Genomic DNA, 26,992 nt, shown 5'->3' on the forward strand with positions numbered 1-26,992 from the left:
CTCAGCCGAGCCGGTAGGGCCCGCCCTTGGCCAGCGCGCGCTGGTAGGCCGGGCGGGCCTGCATGCGCTGCAGCAGGTGGGTGAGCAGCGGGTAGCGCGCATCCAGGCCGCCCCGCGCGGCCGAGGCCTCCAGCGGGAAGCTCATCTGGATGTCGGCGGCGGTGAACTCGTCCCCCGCAAACCAGGGGCGCTCGGCGAGTTCGGACTCCATGTACTCGAGGTGGCGTCGGATGTTGGGCGTCACGATCAGGTCCTTGACCTTGCGCGCGATGCCCGCGGCGATGGGACGCACGAGCCGCGGCGACTTCTTCTCCACCGAATCGAACACCAGCTTCATCAGCAGCGGCGGCATCGCCGAGCCTTCGGCAAAGTGCATCCAGTAGGTGTAGCGCAGGGCCTCGGGGGTGCCGGGCTGGGGCTTGAAGCGGCCCTCTCCGTAGCGATCGACCAGGTATTCGAGGATGGCGCCGGACTCGGCCAGCACCAGCTCGCCATCGGTGATCACCGGCGACTTGCCCAGCGGATGCACCTGGCGCAGCTCGGGCGGGGCCAGCATGGTCTTGGGGTCGCGCTGGTAGTGGCGGATCTCGTAGGGCAGTTGCAGCTCTTCGAGCATCCACAGCACACGCTGTGAGCGGGAGTTGTTGAGGTGGTGGACGGTGATCATCGGGACCGGTGCGGAAACGGAAAGACTGAGCTTAACCGCAAGACGCAGACGGCGCCCTCGTGGGATGCCAGAAGGGCGGCGGTGGTCACCTGGCTCAGACCCGCCAGTGATTGTCCAGGCGCAAATCGGGCAGCGCCAGCCGCTCGGCGTCGGTGCCGGCGCCGGGATGGCCGCCCATCCACAGCCGGCCCTGCGCATCGGTGGCCAGCGCACAGGCCTCGGGCCACGCGACCCAGCCGCACGGCCGGCCGTCGCGGTGGTACAGCGCCACGCCGCCCGCGCGCGGGCAGCCCACCGCAAAGCCCTCGGGCGTGCCGGCGATGTCGCCACCGTAGCCGGCCAAGGGTCGATCGAACGGCACGGCGCGCAGCCCTTGGGGCCCCAGCAGCGCCAGCAAGGGGGCGGCCTGGCGACGGGCCTCGTCGTCATGCTCGGCCTGCAGCGCCACGCCCAGGCGGTCACCGCTCCAGGCCAGGTGCCGCAGGCTCAGACGGGTGTCCTCCAGCCGCCATTGGCCGCGCAGCTCGCCGCGGCGCGTGTCCAGGCAGACGAGCGAGGCGTCCATCGCCTCGAGCGCGAGCTTCTGCCGCCCCGTCTCGGGCCGCGTCTCGATGCCGCCGTTGGCCACGAACAGGCGGTCGGGGTGATGACGGTCCCACAGCAGTTGGTGCGGATCGCGGCCGCGGGTGGGCCAGGCGTGCAGCGGCTCCAGCGTGTCGGCCGCGCGCACGGCCACCCAGCCCATGCCGGTGTCCAGATCGGTTTCGGTGGTCAGCAGCACGCGGCCCTCGGGATGCAGCAGCACATGGCCGTTGAGCGTGCGCTCGGGCGGCATCCAGGCCCACCGGGGCTCGCGGCCGGGCACCCACCGCAGCAGCCAGTCGCCCGGGCGGCGGGCCGCCGCATAGAGTTCGCCCGCAGGGCCGATCCACACGCCATGCGCCCGGGTGGGCACCTCCAGGGCCGCTTCCACCTGCCACTGGCCGCGGGACGGATCGGGGCGCAGCCAGCCCACCTGGTGCTGGTGGTCGCTGCGGCGCCAACTGGCGGCCAGGCGGGGCGCAGCCGCCGCCCAGGCGGGCGCGGCCACCGCCAGCAGGCTGGCCCCGGCCCAGCCCACGAGTTGGCGCCGCGTCAGCTCAGTCGCCATCGGCATCCGAGAAGCCCAGGCGAACCTCCAGCGCCGGCGCCAGTTCGGCCTCGGCCAGTCGTTTCAGGTCTGCCAGGGCCTGGGCTGCGTTCAGCGCCGTGGAGGGAGTCTTCGGGTCGGCGGCCTTCACGCGGGTGTCGGCGGCGTCGACCGCCGCGGCCCAGCGGTCGGCCAGGTCGTTGAGGCCTCGCCCGCGCAGGTAGAGCTCGAAGGACACCGGCCCCTCGAGCGGCAGTGGCACCTCGGCCCCGGCGCGCGCCAGGGTCGCCACAGCCGCCCAGTGGGTCTGCCAGCTCTGTGCAGTGGTGCCGCTGGCCTGCCGCGGCAGCGCCTGCGGCGTGCCGGCGCGCAAGGGCTTTTCCATCTGGGCCCAGCGCAGGCGCTCGACACCGCCCACCCATTGGTTGACCAGCTCCCCCACGGCCGCCACGGCCTCGTCCTCGGGCCAGTCGTCGCGGCCGCGCCGGGCCAGGGCGGCAAAGCCTTCGCTCAAGGCCTGGGTCTCGCGCAACAGGTCGTGCGCCACCTCCCGGGCATAGGTGCACGCCGGTGTCGCGGGAGCGGCCGGCTGGGTCCACAGCAGCCACTCCAGCGCAGGCAGGCCCTTGGCGGGGGTGCCGATGCGCTCCATCGCCGCCGCGCCGCGCGGCTGGGTGCGGATGGCCCGCTCGATCAGGTGGGGACGCGTGGGCGCAAAGTCGATCTGGCGCAGGCTGCGACGCGTGATGAGCGGCCCGGTGGCCACCGCCGACAGGCGCTCCCAGGCGGTGGTGGTGTCGCGCCACTGCCCGCGCACACGCTCCAGAGGCAGGCGGCCCTGGCAGTGGTCGTCCACGGCGCCGGCCAGGGCCTGGGCCTGCTCGTGCAGCGCGCGCGCCTGAGGCGCCGTGATGAAGCGATGCCAGCCCACGAGCAGGTCCACCGGCGTGTAGAAGGGCACGGCCACCCGCGTCCATGGGGCTTGGGCGCAAGCGGTGCCCACGCAGGCCACGGCGCCGCACAGCCACAGCAGGGCTCGTCGTTTCACAACGACTCCACGAATTTCACCAGGGCCTCGCGGTCTTCGCGGCTCATGCGCAGCACCTGGTTCTTGCTCTCTTCGGCCTCACCACCATGCCACAAGATGGCTTCGAGTACGCCATCGGCCCGCCCATCGTGCAACAGGCGCTGGTGGCCGTTCACGTCCTTGATGAGCCCAATGCCCCACAGCGGCGGCGTGCGCCACTGGCGGCCATTGGCACGGAAGTCCGGCCGACCGTCCGCCAGGGCCTCGCCCATGTCGTGCAGCAGCAAGTCGGTGTAAGGCCAGATGGTCTGGCCCTTCAGCGCCGGGCTGCTCAGGTGCGGGAAGGGGCCTTCGCCGGTGACGTAGCTCGGCCGGTGGCACACCGCACACTGGGCCCGGGCAAAGAGCTGCTGGCCGCGCAGCACCTGCGCGTCGCGCGCGTTGCGGCGCGCCGGCGGGGCGAGCGTGGCCTGGTAGAAGATGACGTCGTTGAGCGTCTTGTCGTCGATCTCGGGGGCCTGGCCCCGCGCGCCGCGGGGTGCGGCGCGGCAGTCCGTCTGCTTCGGCGTGCAGGCTTCCTCAGGGAAGAAGGACGAGGTGATGCCGATGTCGCCCAGGAAGGCGCCGGCCGTCTGGTGCGCCACGGTGGCCACATTGGCCTTCCAGCCGAAGCGGCCGATCATCTCGCGCTGCGCCACCACGTCCCACACGCGGTTGGGCTGGCCTTTGATGGGCCCGGGCATCGCCGCCTGCTCGGCGGCATTGCGTTCGATCTCGGCCTCGGGAATGGCTTCGAGCAGGCCGATGCCGATGACTTGCGGCGCGATGCGCGGGCTGACCCTCACGTCCTTGGCCATCGGCCCGTAGCCGAGCTGGGCAAAGCCGTAGAGCGGCTGCTGCAGGGTGTAGGGCGTGCCATCGGCGAAGCGGCCGTGGATCGGCTTCCAGCGCATCGTGATCTGGCCTTCGGGCTTCACACCCGGCACGGCGGCGTTGGTGAACTGGTCGCCGTACACCGGCTCGGGCCTGGGCCCGCCGTGGGCGTCGGTGCCGGGCACCGACAGGCGCAGCAGCAGGGCCAGGGGCTGTTCGTCGGCCAGGCCTTTGCGCAAGTCAGGCGGGGCTCCACGGCCGTCCAGCGCGTGGCAGGCACCACAGGAGCGGGCAATGAAATGCGGGCCCAGGCCGTCGCGCGCGGTGGTGGAGGCCGGCGCGATGACCCAGTTGCGCTTGAAGAAGGAGTTGCCGATCACGAAGCGCGTGCGCTCGGCATCGCTCAGGTTGGCCGCCGGGAAGGAGAAGGCGTTCTTGCCGGTGGCCCACACGGTGGTGGCGCCGCCGGTGCGCTCGCCCAGGGGGTCGGCCTCGGCCGGGGCCGTGTCGGACCGGGCCAGCGGGCTGGCCACGAGGGCCAGCGCCAGGCACACGAAGCCGCGGGCTGTCACGGCTGCACGAGCGTGAGCTGGGTGATGCCGATGGCCGCCGCCGCCTCCACCAGGTCCTTGCTCTGCTGCGTGAGGCTGTCGATGGCCGCCTGCACGCGCTGGCGGCCGGGCGCATCGGGCCCGCCCAGGATCTCGCGGTCGAAGGGGGCCTGGATGGCCTCGGTGGCCCGCACCGAGCGGCGGATCTGCGCGGTGGTGCGCTCGGCCAGGGCCGCATCCTTCGCGGCCACGAGCTCGCGCAGGCTGGGGCCCTGCAGCATGCGGCCGTCGGCGCGCTGGTAGCGGCCCAGCCAGACGTTCTCGATGCCCTTGGCATTGGCCACCGCATCGCGGTGGGTGTTGTCGGAGAAGCAGGAGTGCTCGTCTTCCTGGTCCTGGCTGGCCAGGGCCACCTCCAGGCGCTCGCCGGCCAGCTCGCCGCGCGACAACGAGCCCAGGCCCACCAGCATCTTGCGCAAGGACTCGTTGCCACCGCGCTCGAACGCCGCGCGGTAGTTGTTCTTCACGCCCGGCGCCCAGGCGCGCACCAGGGCGGTCAGGTCATCGATGAGGATCTCGGTGACGAGGCGCAGGTAGGTGCGGCGGCGGTCGGCGTTGGGGCGCTTGCCGTCGATGAAGTCCTCGAAGCTGCGATTGCCCGGGCCGGTCTCGGACAGGTCCTGGCCCCAGAGCATGAACTCGATGGCGTGCCAGCCGGTGGCGATGTTCTCCTCGCCACCGCGCTCGTTCAGGCCGATCAGCGCCTGTTTGGTCAGGGGCTGGCGCCGGTCGTTGATCAGGCCGGCCTTCGGCTGGCCTTCGACATAGTCGACGTAGGACTCGTCCATCGGCCAGGCATTGAGCCGGCCCTCGGGGCCGTCATCGTCGTCGATGGGGCCGCCGTAGAAGCGGTAGGCCTCGGTCTGACCGTAGAACTCACGGGCATCGAGCCAGGCCCGGCGTGCGGCGGCCAGGGTCTGCTGCGACGGTGCCGCCAGGAAGGCGGCGATGGCCTTTTGCATCGCCCGGGCCGCAGCCAGAGTGTCCTCGTAGCTCGCATGCACGAGGGCGGCGTGGTGGCGGACCACCGCCGAGGCCGTGACGGCCGCGGCAGCCGCAGGTGCGGCGGCCGACGGGGCCTGGGCCGCCACCGGAAAGGCGGCCAGCACGGCCAGGCTCAGGACCAAGTGTTTCATGACGGACTCCTTGGGTCGGGCCCGCCATTGTATTTAGGAATTATTCGTATTCACAATCTTGACTGGATCCGGCAGGTTCAAACCCGCTCGATCACGGTGGCCGTGGCCATGCCGTGGCCGATGCACATGACCTGCAGACCCAGGGTGCCGCCGGTGGCTTCCAGGCCGTGCAGCATCTTGGCCAGCAGCGCGCCGCCGGTGCCGCCCAGCGGGTGGCCGTGGGCGATCGCGCCGCCCCAGGGGTTGAGCTTGGCCAGGTCGGGCCGGAACTCGCGCGCCCAGCACAGGGCGACGCTGGCGAAGGCCTCGTTGACCTCGATCCAGTCCAAATCGGCCACGCCGATGCCGGCGCGCCGGAGGGCTTCGTGGGTGGCGGGGATCACCCCGCTGAGCTGCATCACCGGGTCGGAGCCCACCACCACGCGCGCTCGAAAGCGCGCCTTGGGCGTGAGGCCGTCGGCGCGGGCGGTGGCTTCGTCGGCCAGCAGCACGGCGCTCGCGCCGTCGGAGATCTGGCTGGCGTTGGCCGCCGTCACCACCCCTTGCCCCGGCGGGCGCATCACCGGGGCCATCGCAGCGATGCGGGCCTCGTCGAGCACGGCGCGGATGCCTTCGTCGCGCACCAGCGTGATCGGCCGGCCGTCGGCATCCAGTCCCGGTGTGGGCAGCACTTCGCGATGGCGGCCGGCCTCGGCCGCGGCATGGGCGCGGCGATGGCTTTCCTTCGCGAACGCGTCGCAGTCGGCACGCGACAGGCCCCAGTGCTCGGCGATGCGCTCGGCGCTCTCGATCTGATGCACCAGGGCATGGCGCTGCCGCAGCGCCGGGTTCAGCGCCTCGAAACCGGTGAACTCGAAGCGGCCGAGCGTCACGTCCAGGAACATGGGCACGCGGCTCATGCTTTCCACGCCGCCGGCGATCACGTAGCGCGCATCGCCGGCCGCAATGGCCTGGGCCGCGAAGTGCACGGCCTGCTGGCTGGAGCCGCACATGCGGTTGAGCGACACGCCCGCCACGCGCGTGGGCAGGCCCGACAGCAGCACCGCCAGCCGCCCGATGTTGGCGCCCTGCTCGCCCGCCTGGCTCACGCAGCCGGCGATGAGGTCGTCGATCTGCTCTGGCATCACCCCGCTGCGCTCGACCAGGCCGCGCACGGCAAAAGCCAGCAGGTCGTCCGGACGGGTCTCACGCAAGGCCCCCTGGCGGCGGCCGAAGGCGGTGCGCACGGCATCGACGATCACGGGCTGGGACATGGAGGCTCCGTTGCGGCGTGGTGGCCGTGATTGTGGTCGCCGATCACGCGGCGGGCAAGCCGGATGGCAGCGCTTGGGCTGGGCGCGCCCGACACGCTGGGCCCAAGCGCTGCGGCCCCTGCCGGGGGCAGGGGCCGCAGGGGGCGGGTGCGCCGAAGGGCGGTTTACTGATCGGCGAAGGCGCGCTCGATCACGTAGTCGCCAGGCCGGGAGGTGTTGCCCTCATGGAAGCCGCGCGCATCGAGCAGGCCCTTGAGGTCCTTGAGCATGGCCGGGCTGCCGCAGATCATCACGCGGTCGTGCTCGCGGTCGAGCGTGGGCAGGCCGAGGTCGTCGAAGAGCTTGCCGTTCTCGATCAGCGTGGTGATGCGGCCCTGGTGGCGGAAGGGCTCGCGCGTGACCGTGGGGTAGTACAGCAACTTCTCGGAGGCCAGCTCGCCCAGGAACTCGTGCTTGGGCAGCTCTTCGGTGATGAGATCCTGATAGGCCAGCTCAGCCACTTGGCGGCAGCCGTGCACCAGCACCACCTGTTCGAAGCGCTCGTAGGTGTGCGGGTCGCGGATCACGCTGAGGAAAGGCGCCAGCCCGGTGCCAGTGGCCAGCAGGTACAGGCGCTTGCCGGGCAGCAGATAGTCCAGCAGCAAGGTGCCGGTGGGCTTGCGGCCCACGAGGATGGTGTCGCCTTCCTTGAGGTGCTGCAACCGCGAGGTCAGCGGGCCGTCGGGCACCTTGATGCTGAAGAACTCGAGGTGATCCTCGTAGTTCGCGCTGGCCACGCTGTAGGCGCGCAGCAGCGGCTTGCCCTCGACCTTCAGGCCGATCATCGTGAAATGGCCGTTCTGGAAGCGGAAAGCCTGGTCGCGGGTGGTCTTGAAGCTGAACAGACGGTCGGTCCAGTGACGCACGCTCAGCACACGTTCTTCGTTGAAGGCACTCATGGTCGAGCAACAGGCAGGGTGGAACAGAAACTTCGAGCGAGCGCCAGGCAAGCGGCTGACGCGGGCCGCGTGCTGCTGCAGTGCAGCAGCACGCGGCCGGATCATACATTCGCTCAGGCTATGAGTCACCCATACGCTAATAACATCCTGATCTAACGCAAGGGTGTTGCGAACCTCGGGGGCTGGTCGGGCAGGGCCCGACCCTGGGGCGCTCAATACGCCCAGTTCAGGCTGGCGCTCACGTGGCGGGGCGCCCCCGCGTAGTTCTGCGACCAATACAGGCTGCTGAGGTAGCGCTCGTTGGTGACGTTGCGCAGGTTCAGGCCGGCGCTCAGGTGCTTGCTGATCTCGTAGCGGGCCATCAGGTCGACCAGGGCGTAGCCGTCCTGCAGCACCCGCGTGGTGCCGCCGCCGGCCAGCGCCTCGTCGCGGTAGCTGCGGCTTTGCCAGTTCACCGACGCACCCAGTTTCAGGCCCGGCAGGGCCGGCACACGGTAGCTCGCGGCCAGGCGAAACATGCGGCGCGGCACGAAGGTGCGCGCGGCGTTGCCGTCGTCGTCTTCCAGCCGCAGCTGGGTGTAGCTGCCGGCGAGCTCCCAGTCGCGGCCGATGCGGCCGGCCAGGTCCAGCTCGAAGCCGGTGGAGGTGGCGTCGATGCCTTCGTAGTAGCTGCCGTTGGGGCCGAAGCCGGCATAGACCGGGTCGTTCTCCTGCGTCACGCGGAAGACGGCCAAGCCGCCCTGGAGGCGGCCGTCCAGCCATTCGCCCTTCACGCCCGCCTCGACGCTGCGGCCCTCCAGGGGATCGAGCACGCGGTTGTCCACGTCGATCTTGAACTGCGGGTTATAGATCTTCGTGTAGCTCGCATAGACGGTGTGATGGGCGTCCAGGTCGACCAGCGCGCCGAGGTAGGGCGTGGTCTTGCGCTTGCGGTAGCGGTGGGTCTCCCCGTACTGGATGCCGTCGCTGCGGGCCTGCGTCAGGTTGGCGCCGGTGATGAGCTTGAAGTCATCGCTCAGGTTGAAGCGCACCACGCCATACAGGGTGCGACGGTAGTCGGCGAAGTCGGCGAACCCGTCGACCCGCTCTTTGTCGAAACCAGGGCGCGGGGTGCTGCCGTCGAGCATGGCCTCCTCGCTCAGGGACTCGCCCACGCCGGCGTAGCTCGAGCGCAGCGCGTTGACGCTGCGCGACCAGCTCAGGCCCACCCGCGCCTCGTGCGCGCGTCCGGCCAGGGTGAAGGGGCCGCCGAGGTTCATATCGGCCACCCATTGGCGTTCACGGTGGCGATAGGCCGAGGGGTAGGTGCTCAGGCCCGAGCCATCGGGGTTGAGGGTGCCGGCCACGTAGAACAGTTCGGCGTCCGACGCCAGCTCACGGTGCAGCACCGTGGCGCGGCTGCGCCAGCCGCCGCCCCAACCGTGATCGAGCTCCACGAAAGCCTGAGTGTCGTCGGTGTGCCAGTAGGTCCACCCGGGCGCGCTGCTGGCCGAGCGCGGGTAGTTCGTCAGGCTGCCGTCGCTTCGATGCAGCGGCAGGCCGCCCCACATGACGCCCTCGGGCCGGTTGCGCTGCTGGCTCAGCCCGCCGGTGAGCACGGTGTCGGGGCCGAGGTCGGCCTCGAGCACGGTGCCCAGCACGGTTTTGCGCAGGTGGTAGCGATCCAGATAGGAATCCCTGTCCTCCACCGCGGCGATCACGCGGGCGCGCAGGCTGTGGGCTGCGTTGAGCGCGCCGCCCACATCGGCGTCGAGGCGGCGCTGGTTCCACGACCCCAGCGTGAGGCCGGCCGAGGCCTGCAAGCCCGGCGTGGGCCGCTTGCGCACGAAGTTGACGGTGGCCGAGGGGTTGCCGGTGGACGAGCTCAGGCCGTTGGCGCCCTTGACCACCTCGACACGGTCGTACAGCGCAGTGTCGATGTCGCCGAGCTGGTCGCCGGTGGCAAAGGGTAGGCCCAGGCCATCGACCTGAAAGTTGATGATGTCGAAACCGCGGGCGCTGTAGTAGGTGCGGTCGGTCTCGACCCGTTCGACGCGCACGCCGCCGGTGGCCGACAGCAGATCGCGCACGTCGCGCAACGCGAAGTCGTCGATCTGCGAGCGCGTGACCACGCTGATGGACTGCGGTGTCTCGCGCGGCGAGAGTCTCAGGCCGGTGGCGGTGTGGGTGGCGCGGGTGGTGTAGCTGTCGCGGCCTTCGGTGGCGGTGCGTTCGGACTGACCGGTGACGGTGATGGCCGGCAGGGCCTCGCCCGCCGCGACGGCGGGCTCGTCGGCCGCCCAGGCGGCGGTGGTGGCGCCCAGCCACAAGGCGAGGGCGTGCAGGAGGGGATGAGGGCGCGGGGGCTGCGGCCGGGACACGGGCATGACAACTCCGGAAAGGTCGAGGAAGGGAATGCGATTCAGGCCAGGTCTTCGCGCATGTGCGGCGCCGCCGTCGCGGGGGCCGCGGCCTCGGACGGCACGGCCCGGCGGCCGCGGCGCTTGCGCCACCAGATCACGACACCGGTGACGCTGAGCAGCACGATCACCAGCCCCATCACGCACACGAGCACCCGGTAAGGCAGGCCGAAGACCTTGCCCATGTGCAAGGCGGCCAGCCAGCTCGTGAAGGTGTTGCCAGGCGCGATCTTGGGGTGCTCGAAGGCGAGTTCGGCGCCGTGCTCGTCCTGGGCCGAGAAGTAGACGGCGGTGTGGCCGTGGTCGTCGGCGAAGTCCTGGTCGCTCATCACCGAGTAGTACCAGGCGCCATGCTCGCGCGCGAACATGATGGCGTCTTCCTGCTCGATCACGAAGCCGTGGCGTGCCGCGCGCTCGGCCATGAGCTCGCGTCCACGCTCGCGGGCCTGCTCCCAGCTCATGTTGGCCTGCATCAGCGGGGCGTGGTGCAAGTCGGGCAGGGCCTCGTGGGCATCCACCGTGGGCACGATGCGCTTGAGCACGGGCAGGTAGAGCTCGTCTTTGAGGTTGAGGCTCACGCTGGACACCGCGAACAGGATGAGCATGCCCCACAGCCACAGGCTGAGCGCGCGGTGCAGGTCGAAGTTGATGCGGTAAGCGCTGCCGGACCACTTCACGAGCCAGGCCAGCTTCCAGCCCTTCCAGAAGCCCTCGCGGCGGCGTGGCAGCGTGAGGTAGAAGCCCACGAAGCTGTCGAACAGCCAGACGAAGGAGATCACGCCGAAGAGCCACATGCCCCAGGGGTAGGGAATGGTGAGCGCATAGTGCAGCTGGTACATCAGCGGCATGAAGTGGGCGCGGTCGAAGACCCAGGCGCCGCGCTCGCGCTCGCCCAACACCTCGGCGGTGTACGGGTCGGCGAACACTTCATAGAAGCGCAGCGTCTGCGCACCCTCGGGGCCCACCAGGCGCCAGGCGTAGAGCTTGTGTGAGCGGCCCGGCTCGCGGTGCAGCGGGTGGTAGTCGAGATGGGCGTTGCCGGGCAGCGCTTTTTCGACACGCTCGCGCAGCACGAGCGGATCGAGCAGCGGCATGTCGCTGCGGTCCTCCACCAGCATCAGCTCGGGGTTCAGCGCGGTGTCGATCTCGTCGTAGAAGGCAAGCAGGCTGCCGGTGAGTCCGGCGATCACGAGGAACCCCGCGATCGCCAGGCCGGCATAGCGGTGGGCAAGCACCCAGAAGTGGCGGGTCATGGCTGGCTCTCTTTCTTTCTGTAAGGCTGGCGATGACGGGTCAGAAACGGTAGGTAACGGTGGCATTGACGGTGCGGCGCGCGCCGTACCAGCAGTCGCCGCGGCCCAGGCAGGTGGCCACGTAGGTCTTGTCGGTCAGGTTGGTGACGTTCAGCGCGGCCCGCCAGGTCGGGTTCTCCCAGGCCAGCAGCGCATCGAGCAGCGTGACGCTCGGCGTGGTTGGCGCCGGGGCGTTGCGGAAGGCGTCGAGCCAGCGCAGGCCCAGGCCGGCCGAGAAGCCGGGGGTGCCGCCCAGAGCAAAGCGGTATTTCGCCCAGACCGAGGCCTGGTTTTCGGGCACGGCCTCGAGGGTTTCGTCGAGGTCGGTGTAGTTGTAGCTGGCCACCACATCCACCACGCGCGCCACAGTGGCCTTGGCTTCGAGTTCGACCCCTCGCGTCTGGGTCTCACCCACCTGCTGCACGCAGTTCGGGCCGGTGCCGGACACCGAGCGGCTCTTCTCGCGCAAGTCGTAGATCGCCAACCCCAGGGCGATCTGCCGCTCCGACGGCAGGTACTTCACGCCCGCTTCCCACTGCTTGCCACGCTGGGGCTCGAGCAGGTCCCCGGAACAGTCCAGGCCGGTCACCGGTGTAAAGGCCTCGCTGTAGCTCAGGTAGGGCGACAAGCCATTGTCGGCCTCGTAGAGCAGGCCCAGTCGGCGGGTCGTGGCGGACGTCTTGGCATCGTCGGCCCCCGCCACCTCGTTGTTCACCCGGTCGTGCCGCAGGCCTGCGACCACCACCCAGTGGTCGGCGAGCCGCAACTGGTCCTGCAGATAGACGCCCGTTTGCGACACGGTGTTCTTCGGCAGCGCGGTGAGGTCGGGCACGGTGAAGCCCGTGTAGACCGGATCGTAGACGTCAATGTCGGGGATGGCTGTACCCGCAGGTATGTAGGCCTGTGAGGTCCGTGCCGTGGCACGCGAGACATCCAATCCAGCCAGCAACCTGTGGCGCACGCCTGCCGTTGCGAACTGCCCTTCCACATGCTGATCCGCCGCGATCTGGTTCAGCTTGTTGTGCTGGAACCAGCCGATGCGGCCCAGCACACGCTGGTTCACCGGGTCGGCCGGCCAGCCGCCGGGCGAGGAGAAGGAATCACCGTAGATGGTGTGGTAGACGACCTTGTTCTCGGAGTAGCGCAGGTTCTGACGCACCGCCCAGGCCTCGCTGAAGCGGTGTTCGAACTGCCACCCGATGCTGCGCCGCTTGGAGTCGTAGCGGTCCACCCCGGGCTCGCCGATGAAGGTGTCGGTGGGGATGCGTCCGTTGGGGTTGTCGGACACCATGCCCGCCCAGGGAAAGAACTGCGCGGTGGAGCCGGTCTTGTCCTCCTGCCACAAGGCCTGCAGCGTGAGCGAGGTGCTGGCGCTGGGACGCCAGGTCAGTGACGGCGCAATGAGCTTGCGGTCGTCGCGCACGTGGTCCACCTGGGTGTCGCTGTCGCGACCCACGGCCACCAGGCGATAGAGCCATTGGCCATCGTCGGTGAGCGGGCCGGTCAGGTCGGCCTGCAGCTGCTTGCGGTTGAAGCTGCCGAACTGCACGCCCACTTCGCGCTGCGCCTCGGCCAGCGGGCGCTTGCTGACCATGTTGATGAGCCCGCCAACGCTGCCTTGCCCAAACAGCATGGCCGAAGGACCACGCAGCACCTCGATGCGTTCGAGCGTGTAGGGGTCGGTGCGTGTATTGCTGGTGTAGTAGCCGCTCAGGTGCTTGCGCAGGCCGTCCAGATACTCAGCGGCATCGGTGCCTCGGATGCGGGCCGAGTCCGTGCGCGAATCCAGGCCGTAGGCGTCGGAGCGCACCCCGGCAGCGTAGTTGAGCGCATCCTGCAAGCCGGTGGCGCCGGTGTCGGTGATGAGGTCGCGTGTGACGAGGGTGATCGACTGAGGCGTCTCCGACAGGGCCGTGTCGGTCTTGGTGGCACTGGCCGCACGACGCGGGGTGTAGCCGGGTACCGGGCCGGTGGCCGTCTCGCGATCGCGCTCGGCGCTGACGGTGACCTCGGGCAGGGCCTCGGCCGCAGGGGTCTGGGCAGCCACGGGCAGGGCCACAGCGAGCAGGCTGGCCCAAGGCACGGCGCGCAAAACGGGACGGAAAGACACAGGCACGGCAAAACTCCAACAAGGCTGTTGTTCTGGTGTTTTGCCTGGGTCCGCCACGGGCGTGACGGGGCCTGGGTACGACGAAGAAGGCGGAGGGCGAGCCTCTGCCGGATCTATGGCCTATTGCTCGGGTTCACTGATGAAACCGATCTTGCTCAGGCCGGCCTTGGAGGCATCGGCCAGGGTTTCGGCGACGAAACGGTAGGGCACCGATTGGTCGGCGCGCAGGTGCACCTCGGGGCGCTGGGCCTGGGGCCGGGCGCCTTCGGCCTGGAAGCGCTCGATGGCCTGCTCGCGGGTGACCACCTCGCCGTTCCAGTAGCGCGTGCCGGCCGCGTCGATCGCGAACTCGATTTTCTCGGGCTTGAGCTGGTTTTCATGGGCGCTGACCTGCGGCAGGTCGAGCTTGACCGAATGCGTGAGCAGCGGCGCGGTGACGATGAAGATCACCAACAGCACCAGCATCACGTCGATGAGCGGCACCATGTTGATCTCGGCCATCGGAGCGCCCGAGGACTTGTTGTCGAAACTGCCAAAGGCCATCGCGGTTCTCCTGGGCGCTCAGGCCTTGGTGGCCGGCTTGATCGGCCGAACGTTTTCCGTGCGCGCGCCACCGCCCAAAGCCTGGCCGGTGGACAGGAAGGCAAACAGGTCGAAGGCAAAGGAATCGAGCTTGGCGGTGAGCACGCGATTGCTGCGGGTGAGCCAGTTGTAGCCCATCACCGCCGGAATGGCCACGGCCAGACCCAGGCCGGTCATGATGAGGGCCTCACCCACCGGGCCGGCGACCTTGTCCAGCGTGCCCGCACCGCTCATGCCGATGGCCACGAGCGCGTGGTACACGCCCCAGACCGTGCCGAACAGGCCCACGAAGGGCGCGGTGGCCCCGATGGTGGCCAGCACCGTCAAGCCGTTTTCCAGGCGGGTGTGCTCCTCGTCGAGCACCTTCTTCATCGTGCGCGTGAGGAAATCCTGTGCGCTGCCCGCCTCCTCCAGCTTGGCCGCGCCGTACTTGGCATGGTGGGCCTGGGCGTGCATCGCGTGGGCCGTCAGATGCGAGAAGGGGTCGCGCACGCCATGCGTGGCGATCTCGTTTTGCACCTGTTCGAGCGAGCTGGCGTTCCAGAAGAAGGTCAGGAAGGCTTCGCTGCGACGCCGGCGCAGAAAGGCCGTGATGCCCTTCATCACGATCAGGTACCAGGAGATCGCCGACATCAGCAGCAACACGACGAGCAGGGCCTTGCCTACTGCGTCGGCCTGGGCAATGAAGTGGGCAAAGCCCAGAGCAGGGGTTTCGGGATTCATGTTCAGTTCTCCAGATCAAAGACGATGGGGGCCGGCACCCAGACGGCCTGGGGCACCCCGTTTTCGGTGTAGGGGCGGAAACGCGCGCTGCGCATTGCATGGACGGCCGCATCGTCCAGGCGCTGGAAACCCGAGGAGGTCTGCACCCGGGCCTGCACCGGCCGGCCTTGTTCGTCGACGAGCACCAGCAGGACCACACGCCCCTTCTCACCCAGACGGCGTGACAGCGGCGGGTACTGGACCCGCGGCGGGCTGAGGTACTGCACCGCGCTGGCCGACACGGTCTTGGGTTGGGGGGCCGGCGGAGCCGGCGGCGCGGGCGGGGCCGGTGGCGTGAGCGACACGGCCGGCTCCGGCGGCGGTGCGGGCTCGGACGGCGGAGGCGGCGCCACGAAAGGCGCGGGCGCCGGCTCGGGCGGAGCCGGCGCCGCGATCACCGGGGCCGGCGGCGGAGGCTTGCGCACCACAGGGCGCGGCGGGGGCGGGGGCGGAGGCGGCGGCACCACCGCCGGCGGGGGCGGCGGCGCGGCCGTCAAGAACTCCACGAAGATGGGGGCGGCCTCGCCCACCGCGCTGCGCACGGCCTCGATTTGCAACAGGCCCCAGCCAGCGCCGACGTGAGCGGCCACCACGGCCGCCAGAGCCAGCACCCGCTCGCGGCGACCCAAGCCCGGCTCACCCGCACCCGGCCATCCACGCAAATCCAGATCGGCCCAAGCCGGCGTCGGCGCCGATGAAGAGGCAGAGGTCACTTTATCCACTAGTAATGAGAACGATTCGCATTATAGGGAGAACCCGGACGGCTTCGGCCTCCAGAGTGCGAGCACCGCGCACATTGTCCTGCCGGCAGGCTGCGCCCGTCACCGGCCGCTGTGTGCGATGACGGTCATCGTCTAGCATCTCGGGCCTGTGTCCCCGAGGGCCTGCACTTGTCCATGGCGAGCGCCTTGTCTTCCCTGCCCCGTCCTGTGCGCATCGTGGCCACCCTGGTGCTGGCCGGGCTGGCCGGCTGGGCCTGCGAGCGGCTGGGCACGCCCTTGCCCTGGATGATCGGGCCCCTGCTCGTCACGGCCGCCGGCTGCGTGGCCGGGCTGCCGCTGGCCGGCAGCACGGTGTTGCGCAGCGCCGGGCACTGGGCCATCGGCACGGCCTTGGGTCTGTATTTCACCCCCCAAGTGGTGGGCGTGGTCCTGCATCATGCGGCCGGCATCGTGGCGGGCATCGTGTGGGCGCTGGCGCTGGGGCTGGCCTTTGGCCTGGTGCTGGCGCGGCTGCACCGTGGCCGGCCGGGCCTGAATGCCGCCACCACCTATTTCGCCAGCGCGATCGGCGGCGCCTCGGAAATGGCGATGCTGGCCGAGCGCCACGGCGGCCGGGTGGACCTGGTGGCCTCGGCCCACAGCGTGCGCATTCTGCTGGTGGTGATCCTCCTGCCGTTCGGCTTCCAGGCGTTGGGCCTGCGCGGTCTGGACCCCTTCGTGCCCGGCCCTGCCGTGGTGCACGGCGCCGGGCTGGCGCTGCTGATCGCGCTGACCTGCGCGGGCTCGCTGCTGCTGCAGCACCTGGGCAAGCCCACACCGTGGGTGCTGGGCTCGCTGGCCGTGGCGGCCACGCTCACTGCCAGCGGCGTCGAGCTGTCGGCCCTGCCGACGTGGATGACCCACCTCGGCCAGGTCTTCATCGGCGTGGCCCTGGGCACGCGCTTTTCGCCGGATTTCGTCCGCACCGCCCCGCGCTGGCTGGCCAGCGTGGCCGTCGGCACTTTGGCGATGATCGTGCTGTGCGCGGGCTTTGCCTGGGTGCTGGCCCGCTGGGTGGGCCTGCATCCGGCCACGGTGATGTTGGGCACCTCGCCCGGCGGCATCGCCGAGATGTGCATCACCGCCAAGGTGCTGCAACTGGGCGTGCCCATCGTGACGGCCTTCCACGTCACGCGCATGGCCGCCGTGGTGCTGCTGTCCGGGCCGCTGTTCGGGTGGCTGAGTCGACGCGGCTGGCTGGGCTGAAGGAGATCAGCGCCGCATCCGCGCGGCGAACAGCTCGGCGATGCTCACCTCGCGCGGGCCCGGCACCAGCTCGAAGGCATCGCCGGCACGCACGGTGCCTTCCTCGCGCACGGCCAGGTAGAAGCCGCAGTAGCCCGATTGCGCCATCAGCCGGGCCGACTGGCGAAAGCCCATCGCATGCTCGAACTTGAAGCAGGGATAGCGCGGCTCGCTGATCGCCAGCGCGCAGTCCGGGAACTTCAGCACATCACCGATCCAGGCCTGGGACTCGGTCAAGCCGGTCAGCGTCAGGTTCTCGCCCAAGGCGCCGGGTGGCAGCGCCTCGTCCCACGGCGCCACACGGGCCTGGGCGCGCACGGTGCGCCAAAAGGCATAGTGCTCGAAGGGGTAGGCGTAAACCGCCTTGGACAGCCCCCCGTGCACGCTGGGGTCGGCCTGCTCGTCACCTTCCAAGCCCAAGCAGCCGACGCTCACACCCCCTGGCACCGGCTGTTTCCCATAGGCGCTGAGCACCTCACGGCCCTGGATCCTCAGCAGGCGGGCGGCCCCGACCTGGACGGACAGCACGCGGCCCACGACAGGCATATCCGTGACTCAACCGCGCGGCATGGTGGCCGAGTAGCCGCCAGGCGCCAAGGCGACGGCACGGCGCCCGGTGGGGCCGGTCAACCAGTCCAGGAAGAGCTTGCCGGCCGGGTGGTTGACCCGGAAGGACCGCATCGCATGGTAGAAGTCGGCCAGCCGAGCATCGCCCTCCACGACGACCCCCAGCCGGTCGCGCTGGCGCGAGGTGAGCCAGACGCCGCGGTCCACCAGCACATAAGCACCCCGTTCGTTGGCCTGGGCAAGGGTCTCGGCCATGCCGCCGACGGCCCGCTGGTACCAGGGCCCCTGCGGCTCCAGGCCCGCGGCCTGCCACAGCGAGCGCTCCTTGGCCCGTGCGCCGGTGCGCTCGGCAGGGGCCACGAACAAGGCCTGCCCCTGGGTCCCGGCCTGCGCCAGCCGCACCAGTGCCGCGGCCACGTCCGCGCCACCGGCCAGGCCCAGCGGATCGCGCGGCGGCGGGGCCTTGCGGCCCTTGACCGGCGCCGCCGGGCGCTCCATCGGCCCGGCCAGGAGAAAACGGTTGGACGCCACGAAGCGCCGGTCGTGCACCAGACCCTGCCGCAGCAAGGCCTCCTCGGCCTGCGGCGCATGGGTGATGGCCACATCGACCTCCCCCTGCTCCAGCAAGGCCAACATGCGCTCGCTGGGCCCCGGGGTGGTGTCCACGGCCAAGCCCGTGTCGCGTGCGATGGCACGACGGATGTGCAGCGCAAAGCCGCTGTCGTGCAAGGAGGTGGCCACCCCCACCAGCAAGGCCTGTGTCTGGGGGCGGCGCTGCTGGGCACGGACCGCCCCGCACCAGGCAGCCAGCGGCGCCGCGCCGGCGGCGCGCAGCAGGTCGCGGCGCGAAACGAGGAGACAGGCCATGGGCAACGCGCGGATCGGGCAACGGGACGCACATCTTACTGAACGCCGGCTTCGGCCCGGCCCCAGCCCTCCCCCCGCTCGGCGCCGCCGCCGGCGTTCTCGCGCACAACGACCGATGCGCCGGGCATGCCCCCATACCGAAACTGCATAAACCCATGTCACCCTCGAGTTACCACCGGATTACACTGGACAGACGGCCTGTCAGCGGGGGCCAGCGGCCCACATCCCGGTGTTCCCGCGTTCGACGCCCCCGGCCTGCGCACGACGCAGTCCCAAGGGGCCGAAGCAGTGCGGCCGTGCGCTTGGTGGCGTGCGGCCTTGCGGCATTTGGCGAGCCCCGAGCACCAGCCCCAGCGCCCTGCCCCTTGCGGCGGGTCGGTCCGAGGCTCTCCAAATCCCGCTTTCGGTTTTTCAACGATTGGAGTGACCATGAACCAACCTGCCATGCAGGGCCTGAGGCTGCAGGCCCCGGCCTATGTGAAAAACGCCAAGGTGCTGGCCTGGGTGGCCGAGATCGCCGCCCTGACCGAGCCCGACGCGATCCACTGGTGCGACGGCAGCCAAGCCGAGTACGACCGCCTGTGCGAGCAGCTCGTGCAAGCAGGCACCTTCCGGCGGCTCAACCCTGCCAAGCGCCCGGGCAGCTATCTGGCCTGGAGCGATCCCAGCGACGTGGCCCGCGTGGAAGACCGCACCTTCATCTGCACGGCCAAGCAAGAAGACGCCGGCCCGACGAACAACTGGATGGCGCCCGAGCAGATGCGCGCCCTGTTGCAAACCGGGCCCAACGCGCTGTTCAAAGGCTGCATGCGCGGTCGCACGATGTACGTGGTGCCCTTCTCGATGGGCCCGCTGGGTTCGCCCATCGCCCACATCGGCATCGAACTCTCCGACAGCCCCTATGTGGCCGTGAACATGCGCATCATGACCCGCATGGGCCGGGCCGTGTTCGACGTGCTGGGCACCGACGGCGATTTCGTGCCCTGCGTGCACAGCGTGGGCGCGCCGCTTTCACCCGGCCAGAAAGATGTCGCCTGGCCATGCAACCAGACCAAGTACATCGTCCACTACCCCGAGACCCGCGAGATCTGGAGCTACGGCTCGGGCTACGGCGGCAATGCCCTGCTGGGCAAGAAGTGCTTCGCGCTGCGCATCGCCTCCACGATGGGCCGTGAGCAGGGCTGGCTGGCCGAGCACATGCTCATCCTGGGCGTGACCAACCCGCAAGGCAAGAAGTACCACATCGCCGCCGCCTTCCCCAGCGCGTGCGGCAAGACCAACTTCGCGATGCTCATTCCGCCCAAGGGCTTCGAGGGCTGGAAGGTCACGACCATCGGCGATGACATCGCCTGGATCAAACCCGGCCGGGACGGCCGCCTGTACGCGATCAACCCCGAAGCAGGCTACTTCGGCGTGGCCCCGGGCACGAACGAGAAGACCAACCCCAACTGCATGGCCTCGCTGCGCGAGAACGTGATCTTCACCAACGTGGCGCTCACCGACGACGGCGATGTGTGGTGGGAGGGCATGGGCCCGGCGCCCGAGCATGCCATCGACTGGCAGGGCCAGGACTGGACGCCGCAGATTGCCAAGGACACCGGCCGCAAGGCGGCGCACCCCAACGCGCGCTTCACCGTGGCGGCCACGAACAACCCTGCACTCGACCCCGCCTGGGACGACCCGGCCGGCGTGCCCATTGACGCCTTCATCTTCGGTGGGCGCCGCAGCACCACCGTGCCGCTGGTGACCGAGGCGCGCAACTGGGTCGAAGGCGTCTACATGGCCGCCACGATGGGCTCAGAGACCACCGCCGCGGCCTTCGGCCAGCAAGGCGTGGTGCGCCGTGACCCCTTCGCGATGCTGCCCTTTGCCGGCTATAACATGGCCGAGTACTTCCAACACTGGCTCGATCTGGGCCGCAAGCTGCAAGCCAGTGGCGCACAGCTGCCGCGCATCTACACCGTCAACTGGTTCCGCAAGGATGAGGCCGGCCACTTCGTGTGGCCGGGCTTCGGCGAGAACATGCGCGTGATGAAGTGGATGATCGACCGTATCGAAGGCCACGGCCGCGGCGAGGAGCACATCTTCGGCGTGACCCCGCGCTACGAGGACCTGCACTGGGACGGCCTGGACTTCAGCGCCCAGCAGTACGGCCTGGTGACCCACCTCGACCTCGCCGCATGGCAGCAGGAACTGCGGCTGCACGACGAACTCTTCGAGCAGCTTTCGCACCGCCTGCCCCGCGAGCTGGTCGAGACCAAGGAACGGCTGGCCCGGCGCCTGACGGCCTGAGCGGGCCCTCAGCAGGCCAAAGCCGCCCTCGGGCGGCTTTTTCACACGCCCACGTTGGCGGCGCGGGCGTCTTGCAGGTAAGCGCTCACTCGTCTCGCGAGGATTGCAGACGCGTCGCTGCCGCCCGCAGCTCGGCAGCAAAACCGGGCTGGCTGATGCTGTAGGTGTCGGCCAAGCGCAGCATCTCCTGGATAGCGCGCCTCTCGGCCCACAGGCGGCGCTGCTCGATCAGGTTGTGGCCGACGGCACGCAGGCCCTGCAGGAGGCTGGCGAACAGGTTGGCTGCCCAAGCCGCACCGCGCGGGGCGGCGGTAATGACCGGGGCCGACGGGAGCTTGATGGTGGTGGCAGACATGGTGTTTTCCTTTCAATGCACGCCATCCTTGACGTGTTGACAGGAAGTCTAGGGTAAACCCTAGGTATATCGCCAATGGATTGTTGGAATCACAGACATTCACATTGGTTATGACATGATGGCGGAATGAGTTTCCGCACCCTCGACCTCAACCTGCTGCGTGTGTTCGACCAGGTGATGGCCGAGCAGAACCTGACGCGCGCGGCGCAGCGCCTGGCGATGACCCAGCCGGCCGTCAGCAACGCGCTGCGCCGGCTGCGCCAGGCGCTGGGTGACGAGCTCGTCACCCGCACCGCCTTCGGTGTGAAACCCACGCCGAAGGCCGAGGCCCTGTGGCCCGAGGTGCGCGCCGCGCTCGACCGTCTGCGCGAGGCCATCGAGCCGCGCGGTTTCGATCCGCGCACCCAGGAAGCCACCTTCCGTCTGGCCATGGCCGACGCCACGGCCGCCACCTTGCTGCCGGCGTTGGTGCAGGCCATCGAATCGATCCAGGCCCTGACCCAGGTGCGCGTGCTGCCGCTGACCACACGCGACCCGCGCCCCTGGCTGGAGCGCGGCGAAGCCGATTTCGCGATCGGCTACTTCCCCCAGGCTGTCGCAGCCTTGGAAGCCGAGGGCGGCCAGGCCACCATCCACCACCAGCGGCTGTACGACGGGCACTATGTGTGCGTGATGCGCAAAGGCCATCCGCTGGCGCAGGGCGAGCTCACGCTGGAGCGCTTCTGCGAGGCTCACCATCTGCTGGTGAGCTTTTCGGGGCGCGCGCATGGCTTCGTCGACGAAGCCCTGGCCGCGCTGGGCCGCACCCGGCGCGTGGTGCTCACGGTCAACCAGTTCTTCACCGCCGGGCGGGTGGTCACGGGCTCGGACCTGCTGACGGTGCTGCCTTACGAGTTCCTCAGCGCCACCGGCTTCGAGGACGAGCTGGCGATCCAGCCCATCCCGCTGGCCCTGCAGGGCGTGCACGTGGAGGTGCTGTGGCACCAGCGGCACGACCGGCATCCGGCCCATGTCTGGATGCGCGAGCGCATCGTCGCGGCCGGACAGGCGCATCAGCGCCGGCGCTCGGCCCGGGGCGGCTGATCAGGCGGCCACACGGCGCAGGCCGGATGCCCCCGCCAGGGCGGCCTGGGGCCCGCAGAAGCAGAAGTCCAGCGCCGGCCGCTTGCCGCTCATCAGCTCGGCCAGCGCGCGGCCCGAGCCGGCGCCGTGCGTCCAGCCCAGCGTGCCGTGGCCGGCGTTCACCCACAGCCGGCCCACGCGGGTGCGGCCGATGTAGGGGATGTTCGAAGGCGTGCTGGGGCGCAGCCCAGTCCAGAAGTTCGGCTCGCTCAAATCGGCCACCCCGGGAAAGAGCTCTTCGTAGCGCTTGAGCAAGGCCTGGCAGCGCACCCGCGCGGTGGACGTGTCCAGGCGGGTGTCGTAGCCGGCCAGCTCGGCCGTGCCGGCGATGCGCACGAACTCGCCCAGGCGCGAGATCGCAATCTTGCGGCTGTCGTCGAGCAGGCTTACGACACTGGCCTTGTCGGGATGCTTCAGCCGCAGCGTGGCCGAATAGCCCTTGGCCGGGTAGATGGCCAGCGACACGCCCAACGGGCGCAGCAACGGGGCGGTGTACGAGCCCATCGCCGCCACGTAGGCGTCGGCCACGAGGGTGTGCTGGCGGCCGCTGCGCATGTCGCCCACACGCACGCCGCGCACCTCACCGCCACCGGCCTCGAAGCCCAGGACGTCGTGCTCGTAGAGCAAGCGCGCCCCCCGCTGCGCGCACAGGCGCGCCAGTTGCTGGGTGAAGACGCGCGCGTCGCCCGACTCGTCGCTGGGGGTGTAGGTGCCGCCGGCGATGTGGGGCCCGTAGGCGGCCAGCGCGGGCTCCACCTTCAGCACCTCCTCGCGGCTGAGCACGCGGCGGTCCACGCCGTACTTGCGCATCAGCTCGGCCCCGGCCGCGCCGTCCTCGAAATCCTTCGGCGTCGAGAAGAAGTGCAAGATGCCGCGCTCCAGGCGCTGGTAGTCGATGCCGGTGCGCGCCACCAGGGCCTTGAGCGACTCATGGCTGTAGCGGCCCAGGGCCACGAGCTGGCGCACATTGCGCTCGAAGGCCGCGTCGTTGCATTGGGTGAGGAAACGCAGCCCCCACAGCCACTGCTGCGGGTCGAGCCGGGGACGGAACAGCAGCGGCGAGTCGTCGCGGGCCAGCCACTTCAAGACCTTCAGCGGTGCGCCGGCGCTGGCCCAGGGTTCGCAGAAGCTCACCGAGATCTGCGCGCCGTTGGCAAAGCTGGTCTCCAGCGCGGCATCGGGCTGGCGGTCGACCACGGTGACCTCGTGGCCCTCTTCGAGCAGGTACCAGGCCGTGCTGATGCCCACGATGCCGGCGCCCAGAACGATGACTCGCATGATCGACTCCTCGAAGGAACGGGGGCATCCCGAGGTTCAGACCCCGGAGGCCCCCAGGGGTTGCAGCAGCAATTGCGCCGCGATCCAGAACATCACCGCGGCGATCACCGCGTCCAGGCCACGCCACACCTCGGGGCGGCGCAGCCAGCCCGAGGCCAGACGCGCCCCGTAGCCCAGCAGGCCGAACCAGGCGGCCGAAGCCGCGCCCGCACCGGCCAGGAAGGCCCAGCGCGCCGCCGGCGGATGCTGCGCGCCCAGCGCTCCCATCAGCACCACGGTGTCCAGGTAGACATGGGGGTTGAGATAGGTCATCGCCAGCGTCGCCGCCAACGTGGGCGCCAGGCCCCGGTCGCCGCCTCGGGCCACCAGGCCGGCCGAGGCGCCCGCCCAGGCGCGCCGGGCCGCCATCGCCCCATAGGCGATCAGGAAAGCCGCCCCGCCGTAGCGCATCGCCTCCATCCACAGCGGCGAGGTGGCCAGCCAGCGGCCCAGGCCCATCACGCCCACCGCAGTGAGTGCCCAGTCGGACAGGATGCACACGGCCACCACCGCGCCCACATGCCGGCGGGCCAGGCCCTGACGCAGCACCAGGGCGTTTTGCGCCCCGATGGCCACGATCAGCCCGGCCATCGCGACCAGGCCCTGCAGCCCCGCCGCCACGAGGGCGGGCGAGCTCAGGACGAAGGCGTCACGGGTCGGGTCCAGGGCCAGCATCCGGGCATTGTGGGCAGGGCGCCGCTTCCAGTGAAGCGAGATGAATATTGTTCCGATTACATTAGCGTCACTTATGAACGACCTGGACCCTGCCGCCCTGGAATGCCTGGCCGCCCTCGTGGACGAGGGCAGCTTCGAGCGGGCCGCCACGCGGCTGGCCATCACGCAGTCGGCCGTCTCGCAGCGCCTGCGGGCTCTGGAGGCCCGGCTCGGCCAGCCCGTGGTGGTGCGTGCGCGGCCCCTGCGTCTGACCGAGCCGGGCAAGGTGCTGCTGCGCTTTGCGCGCCAGTGGCAGGCGCTGCGCGCCGACGTGGCCCGCGAGCTCGATGCGGCCGGCGGCGGGGGCGACCGGCTGCCGATTGCCGTGAACGCCGACAGCCTGGCCACCTGGGTGCCGCCGGCGCTGGATGCGCTGGTGCACGAGGGCGTCTCGCTGGAGCTGGTGGTGGACGACCAGGACTTCACCCACGACTGGTTGCGCCAGGGCGCGGTGCTGGGCTGCGTGAGCACGGTGCGCCGGGCCTTGCAGGGCTGCCGTGTCACCCCCCTGGGCGTGATGCCCTATGTGGCGGTGGCCAGCCCGGCCTTCATCGCGCGCGAACTGCCGCAGGGCCTGCACCGGCGCAACTTCGCGCACGTGCCCTTCCTGGTCTTCAACCGCAAGGACGACATGCAGGCGCAGTGGGTGAGCCGTGCCTTCGGGGTGCGCGCGCCCCGCTTGCGCGAACGCTTCGTGCCCTCGTCCGACGCCTATGTACGCGCGGCCGTGATGGGCTGGGGCGTGGGCGTGGCCCCGGAACTGCAGGTGCGCGCCCATCTGGAACGCGGCGAGCTGCAGGTGCTGCACCCCGAGGTGCGCCTGCCGGTGGCCCTGCACTGGCACCAATGGAAGCTGGGCGACGAACGCCAACCCGGCGCGCGCGCCAGCCTGCTCGATCGCGTCGGTCTGGCCTTGGCGGCCGGGGCACGCCGGGTGCTGGAGCCCGCGCCCTGAACCCCGATCCAGGGGCCCGGGCGCGACAATGCAGGGCACCATGCACCCCCTCTCCAGCCGCCGCCACACCCTCGCGCAGCTTGCGCGTGCCGGCGCCGCTTTGGCGCTGGCCCGCTTGGCCGCGCCGGTGCAAGCGCGAGCCGAAACGCCGCGCTTCACCAACGACCCGTTCACGCTGGGCGTGGCCAGCGGCATGCCGCGGCCCGATGGCGTGGTGCTGTGGACCCGGCTGGCTCCGCAGCCGCTGGAGCCCGACGGCGGCCTGCCCCCGGTGGCGTTGAAGCTGCAGTGGGAGCTTGCCGACGATGAACACTTCCGGCAGGTGCGCCAGCGCGGCGAGGTGTGGACCGGGCCCGAGCGCTCGCATGCCGTCCATGTCGACGTGAGGGGCCTGCCCAGCGCTCGCACCTACCACTACCGCTTTCATTGCGGCGGGGCCACCAGCCCCGTCGGGCGCACACGCACCGCGCCGGCCGAGGATGCCGAGGTGGGCCTGCTGCGCCTGGCCCTGGCCTCCTGCCAGCATTACGAGCAGGGCCATTTCGTGGCGCACCGCGAGATTGCCCGGCAGGATCTGGACTTCGTGCTGTTCGTGGGCGACTACCTCTACGAGACCAGCCACCCGAATTTCCAGCTGCGCCGTCACGGCCCGCGCCCGACCACCCTGGCGGGCTTTCGACGCCACCATGCCCAGTACAAGCTCGACCCCGACTTGCGCGCCGCCCATGCCGCCCACCCCTGGGTGCTGACCTGGGATGACCACGAGGTCGAGAACGATTACGCCGGCGAGCGCAGCCCGCGGCATCCGGATCCGGCCGCCTTCCTGGCCCTGCGCGCGGCAGCCTACCAGGCTTATTTCGAGCATCTGCCGCTGGCGCCGTGGATGGCGCCCCAGGGGCCGCGGATGCGGCTGCATCACCGCTATGCCTGGGGTCGATTGGCCGAGCTGTGGACGCTCGATGGCCGGCAGTACCGCTCCCCCCAGGCCTGCGCCAGCGCCGAGCGGCCTGTGGGCGGGCGCCTGGCCGCGCCCTGCCCGGAGCTGTCGGACCCGCAGCGCACGATGCTGGGCTTCGAGCAGGAGCGCTGGCTGCAGCACGGCCTGGCCCACAGCCCCCGGCAGTGGAAGCTGCTTGGCCAGGCCAGCCAGATCAGCCCCTGGGGCGTGGGCACACCGGTGGGCCGTCGCCTGTACACCGACGCCTGGGACGGCTATCCGGCCGCGCGCGAGCGGCTGCTGTCGGGCCTGGCCGAGGCGCAGGTGCGCAACGTCGTGGCCCTGGGCGGCGACGTGCATCGCCATGTCGCGGCGGACCTGCGCGTGATCCCCAACGACCCCCGGTCGCCCGTGGTGGCCAGCGAGTTCGTCACCAGCTCGATCACCACCCGCGGCCTGCCCGACTATGCCCAGGGTCTGGTGCGCTCGAGCAACCCGGATCTGCGGCATGCGCGCTCCGACGAGCGCGGCTACGTGCTGCTGAGCCTGGATGCGCACCGCTCGCGCGCCGAGTTCCGCGCCACGCGCTTCCCGGTGCACGCCGACGCCCGGCTGGGCACGCAGGCGGTTTATGTCGTGGAGTCGGGTCATGCTGGCGTGCAGCCCGAGCATGCGGGCGAGCCCGGCCCCTGGGGGTCATGACGAGCCAGCGCGAGCCCCCTCGGCTGAGGGCCCGGGCTGTTCAAATGTCGCCACATCCCCCTCCAATTCGGGATATCGCGGGCTTCAGCCCCGGCGCACACTGCCGAAACATGAGATGAGACAAGGCACCGCCCGTTGGCCGTGCCCGCAAGGAAGGTGCACCATGGCCCGCTTCTCGCTGCCCCCGTGGAACCGCGCTCCCGCCCCGCAGGAGCCGGTCTATGAACCCGACCCCGCCGACCTGGGCACCGAGCTCGGGCTGGAGGTCTGCCTGGGCGGCACCGTGCCCGCCCCGGCCCACCATGGCCGCAGCGACGAGGACCCGCTGGGGCGTCGCGTCGAAGATCTGTTCAGCCACTACGGCGTCTGACACACCCCG

At 70.3% G+C, this 26,992-nt stretch carries 24 protein-coding genes; 6 read left to right on the forward strand and 18 right to left on the reverse strand.

Annotation, left to right across the window (positions count from 1 at the left end):
• Nucleotide 1: 1 nt before the first annotated feature.
• The 13 genes from AC1ECW_RS02295 to AC1ECW_RS02355 form a co-directional block, all read right to left on the reverse strand.
• Nucleotides 2-667, reverse strand: a complete 666-nt coding sequence (locus tag AC1ECW_RS02295) for a glutathione S-transferase family protein (protein ID WP_409707614.1) — start codon at nt 665-667, stop codon at nt 2-4.
• A gap of 94 nt (nt 668-761) precedes the next feature.
• The gene (locus AC1ECW_RS02300; protein WP_481201092.1) at nt 762-1,817 is read right to left on the reverse strand and encodes a DUF1513 domain-containing protein; all 1,056 of its coding nucleotides are present in this window, start codon (nt 1,815-1,817) and stop codon (nt 762-764) included.
• Nucleotides 1,807-2,844, reverse strand: a complete 1,038-nt coding sequence (locus AC1ECW_RS02305) for an imelysin family protein (protein WP_481201093.1) — start codon at nt 2,842-2,844, stop codon at nt 1,807-1,809. Before AC1ECW_RS02305 ends, AC1ECW_RS02300 begins: the two co-directional genes overlap by 11 nt.
• Nucleotides 2,841-4,268 carry a di-heme oxidoreductase family protein gene (locus tag AC1ECW_RS02310; RefSeq protein ID WP_481201094.1) on the reverse strand — a complete coding sequence of 476 codons (1,428 nt, stop codon included), beginning with the start codon at nt 4,266-4,268 and terminating at the stop codon, nt 2,841-2,843. Before AC1ECW_RS02310 ends, AC1ECW_RS02305 begins: the two co-directional genes overlap by 4 nt.
• A complete protein-coding gene (locus AC1ECW_RS02315) occupies nt 4,265-5,443 on the reverse strand; it encodes an imelysin family protein (RefSeq protein ID WP_481201095.1) in 1,179 nt (392 codons plus the stop codon). Before AC1ECW_RS02315 ends, AC1ECW_RS02310 begins: the two co-directional genes overlap by 4 nt.
• Nucleotides 5,444-5,520: 77 nt before the next feature.
• Nucleotides 5,521-6,696, reverse strand: coding sequence for a thiolase family protein (locus AC1ECW_RS02320; RefSeq protein ID WP_409710103.1), 1,176 nt, complete (start codon nt 6,694-6,696; stop codon nt 5,521-5,523).
• 164 nt (nt 6,697-6,860) lie between these two features.
• On the reverse strand, nt 6,861-7,634 hold the full coding sequence (locus tag AC1ECW_RS02325) for a ferredoxin--NADP reductase (protein WP_409708844.1): 774 nt from the start codon (nt 7,632-7,634) through the stop codon (nt 6,861-6,863).
• A gap of 212 nt (nt 7,635-7,846) precedes the next feature.
• On the reverse strand, nt 7,847-10,000 hold the full coding sequence (locus tag AC1ECW_RS02330; protein ID WP_409708841.1) for a TonB-dependent siderophore receptor: 2,154 nt from the start codon (nt 9,998-10,000) through the stop codon (nt 7,847-7,849).
• A gap of 35 nt (nt 10,001-10,035) precedes the next feature.
• Entirely contained in the window at nt 10,036-11,286 is a 1,251-nt protein-coding gene (locus AC1ECW_RS02335; RefSeq protein WP_409708838.1) for a PepSY-associated TM helix domain-containing protein, read from the reverse strand.
• A gap of 40 nt (nt 11,287-11,326) precedes the next feature.
• Nucleotides 11,327-13,441: a TonB-dependent siderophore receptor gene (locus AC1ECW_RS02340; protein ID WP_481201096.1), complete on the reverse strand. Its 2,115-nt coding sequence runs from the start codon at nt 13,439-13,441 to the stop codon at nt 11,327-11,329.
• 114 nt (nt 13,442-13,555) lie between these two features.
• On the reverse strand, nt 13,556-13,978 hold the full coding sequence (locus AC1ECW_RS02345) for an ExbD/TolR family protein (RefSeq protein WP_409710763.1): 423 nt from the start codon (nt 13,976-13,978) through the stop codon (nt 13,556-13,558).
• An 18-nt stretch (nt 13,979-13,996) separates the two neighbouring features.
• A complete protein-coding gene (locus AC1ECW_RS02350) occupies nt 13,997-14,740 on the reverse strand; it encodes a MotA/TolQ/ExbB proton channel family protein (protein ID WP_409710760.1) in 744 nt (247 codons plus the stop codon).
• 2 nt (nt 14,741-14,742) lie between these two features.
• The gene (locus AC1ECW_RS02355) at nt 14,743-15,408 is read right to left on the reverse strand and encodes an energy transducer TonB (RefSeq protein WP_481201097.1); all 666 of its coding nucleotides are present in this window, start codon (nt 15,406-15,408) and stop codon (nt 14,743-14,745) included.
• Nucleotides 15,409-15,675: 267 nt separating this feature from the next.
• On the opposite strand from AC1ECW_RS02355, the gene AC1ECW_RS02360 reads away from it, so the two are divergent.
• Nucleotides 15,676-16,746 (forward strand): AbrB family transcriptional regulator, encoded by a 1,071-nt coding sequence (locus tag AC1ECW_RS02360; RefSeq protein ID WP_409709088.1) that lies wholly within the window; start codon nt 15,676-15,678, stop codon nt 16,744-16,746.
• A 6-nt stretch (nt 16,747-16,752) separates the two neighbouring features.
• Here the strand turns inward: AC1ECW_RS02360 and AC1ECW_RS02365 are convergent, their stop codons facing one another.
• Both AC1ECW_RS02365 and AC1ECW_RS02370 read right to left on the reverse strand, forming a co-directional pair.
• Nucleotides 16,753-17,331 (reverse strand): MOSC domain-containing protein, encoded by a 579-nt coding sequence (locus AC1ECW_RS02365; protein WP_409709082.1) that lies wholly within the window; start codon nt 17,329-17,331, stop codon nt 16,753-16,755.
• 9 nt (nt 17,332-17,340) lie between these two features.
• The gene (locus AC1ECW_RS02370; protein ID WP_481201098.1) at nt 17,341-18,219 is read right to left on the reverse strand and encodes an ABC transporter substrate-binding protein; all 879 of its coding nucleotides are present in this window, start codon (nt 18,217-18,219) and stop codon (nt 17,341-17,343) included.
• A gap of 429 nt (nt 18,220-18,648) precedes the next feature.
• Between AC1ECW_RS02370 and AC1ECW_RS02375 the strand changes: the two genes are divergently transcribed.
• A complete protein-coding gene (locus AC1ECW_RS02375) occupies nt 18,649-20,511 on the forward strand; it encodes a phosphoenolpyruvate carboxykinase (GTP) (RefSeq protein WP_481201099.1) in 1,863 nt (620 codons plus the stop codon).
• An 85-nt stretch (nt 20,512-20,596) separates the two neighbouring features.
• Here AC1ECW_RS02375 and AC1ECW_RS02380 read toward each other — a convergent pair whose 3' ends face one another.
• Entirely contained in the window at nt 20,597-20,866 is a 270-nt protein-coding gene (locus tag AC1ECW_RS02380; RefSeq protein WP_409709073.1) for a hypothetical protein, read from the reverse strand.
• Between the two features lie 126 nt (nt 20,867-20,992).
• On the opposite strand from AC1ECW_RS02380, the gene AC1ECW_RS02385 reads away from it, so the two are divergent.
• Complete coding sequence (locus AC1ECW_RS02385; protein WP_481201100.1) at nt 20,993-21,949, forward strand: LysR family transcriptional regulator; 957 nt, start codon at nt 20,993-20,995, stop codon at nt 21,947-21,949.
• On the opposite strand, the gene AC1ECW_RS02390 is transcribed toward AC1ECW_RS02385, so the two are convergent.
• Both AC1ECW_RS02390 and AC1ECW_RS02395 read right to left on the reverse strand, forming a co-directional pair.
• Nucleotides 21,950-23,266, reverse strand: a complete 1,317-nt coding sequence (locus tag AC1ECW_RS02390; RefSeq protein WP_409710147.1) for a D-amino acid dehydrogenase — start codon at nt 23,264-23,266, stop codon at nt 21,950-21,952.
• Nucleotides 23,267-23,302: 36 nt separating this feature from the next.
• Complete coding sequence (locus tag AC1ECW_RS02395) at nt 23,303-23,980, reverse strand: LysE/ArgO family amino acid transporter (RefSeq protein WP_409710144.1); 678 nt, start codon at nt 23,978-23,980, stop codon at nt 23,303-23,305.
• 73 nt (nt 23,981-24,053) lie between these two features.
• On the opposite strand from AC1ECW_RS02395, the gene AC1ECW_RS02400 reads away from it, so the two are divergent.
• The 3 genes from AC1ECW_RS02400 (at nt 24,054) to AC1ECW_RS02410 (ending at nt 26,983) form a co-directional block, all read left to right on the forward strand.
• Nucleotides 24,054-24,974, forward strand: coding sequence for a LysR family transcriptional regulator ArgP (locus tag AC1ECW_RS02400; protein WP_481201101.1), 921 nt, complete (start codon nt 24,054-24,056; stop codon nt 24,972-24,974).
• Nucleotides 24,975-25,014: 40 nt separating this feature from the next.
• Complete coding sequence (locus AC1ECW_RS02405; protein ID WP_409705090.1) at nt 25,015-26,613, forward strand: alkaline phosphatase D family protein; 1,599 nt, start codon at nt 25,015-25,017, stop codon at nt 26,611-26,613.
• A gap of 163 nt (nt 26,614-26,776) precedes the next feature.
• Nucleotides 26,777-26,983, forward strand: a complete 207-nt coding sequence (locus tag AC1ECW_RS02410; protein ID WP_409705087.1) for a hypothetical protein — start codon at nt 26,777-26,779, stop codon at nt 26,981-26,983.
• Nucleotides 26,984-26,992: the final 9 nt, after the last annotated feature.

This window comes from Caldimonas hydrothermalis (genome assembly GCF_056746695.1).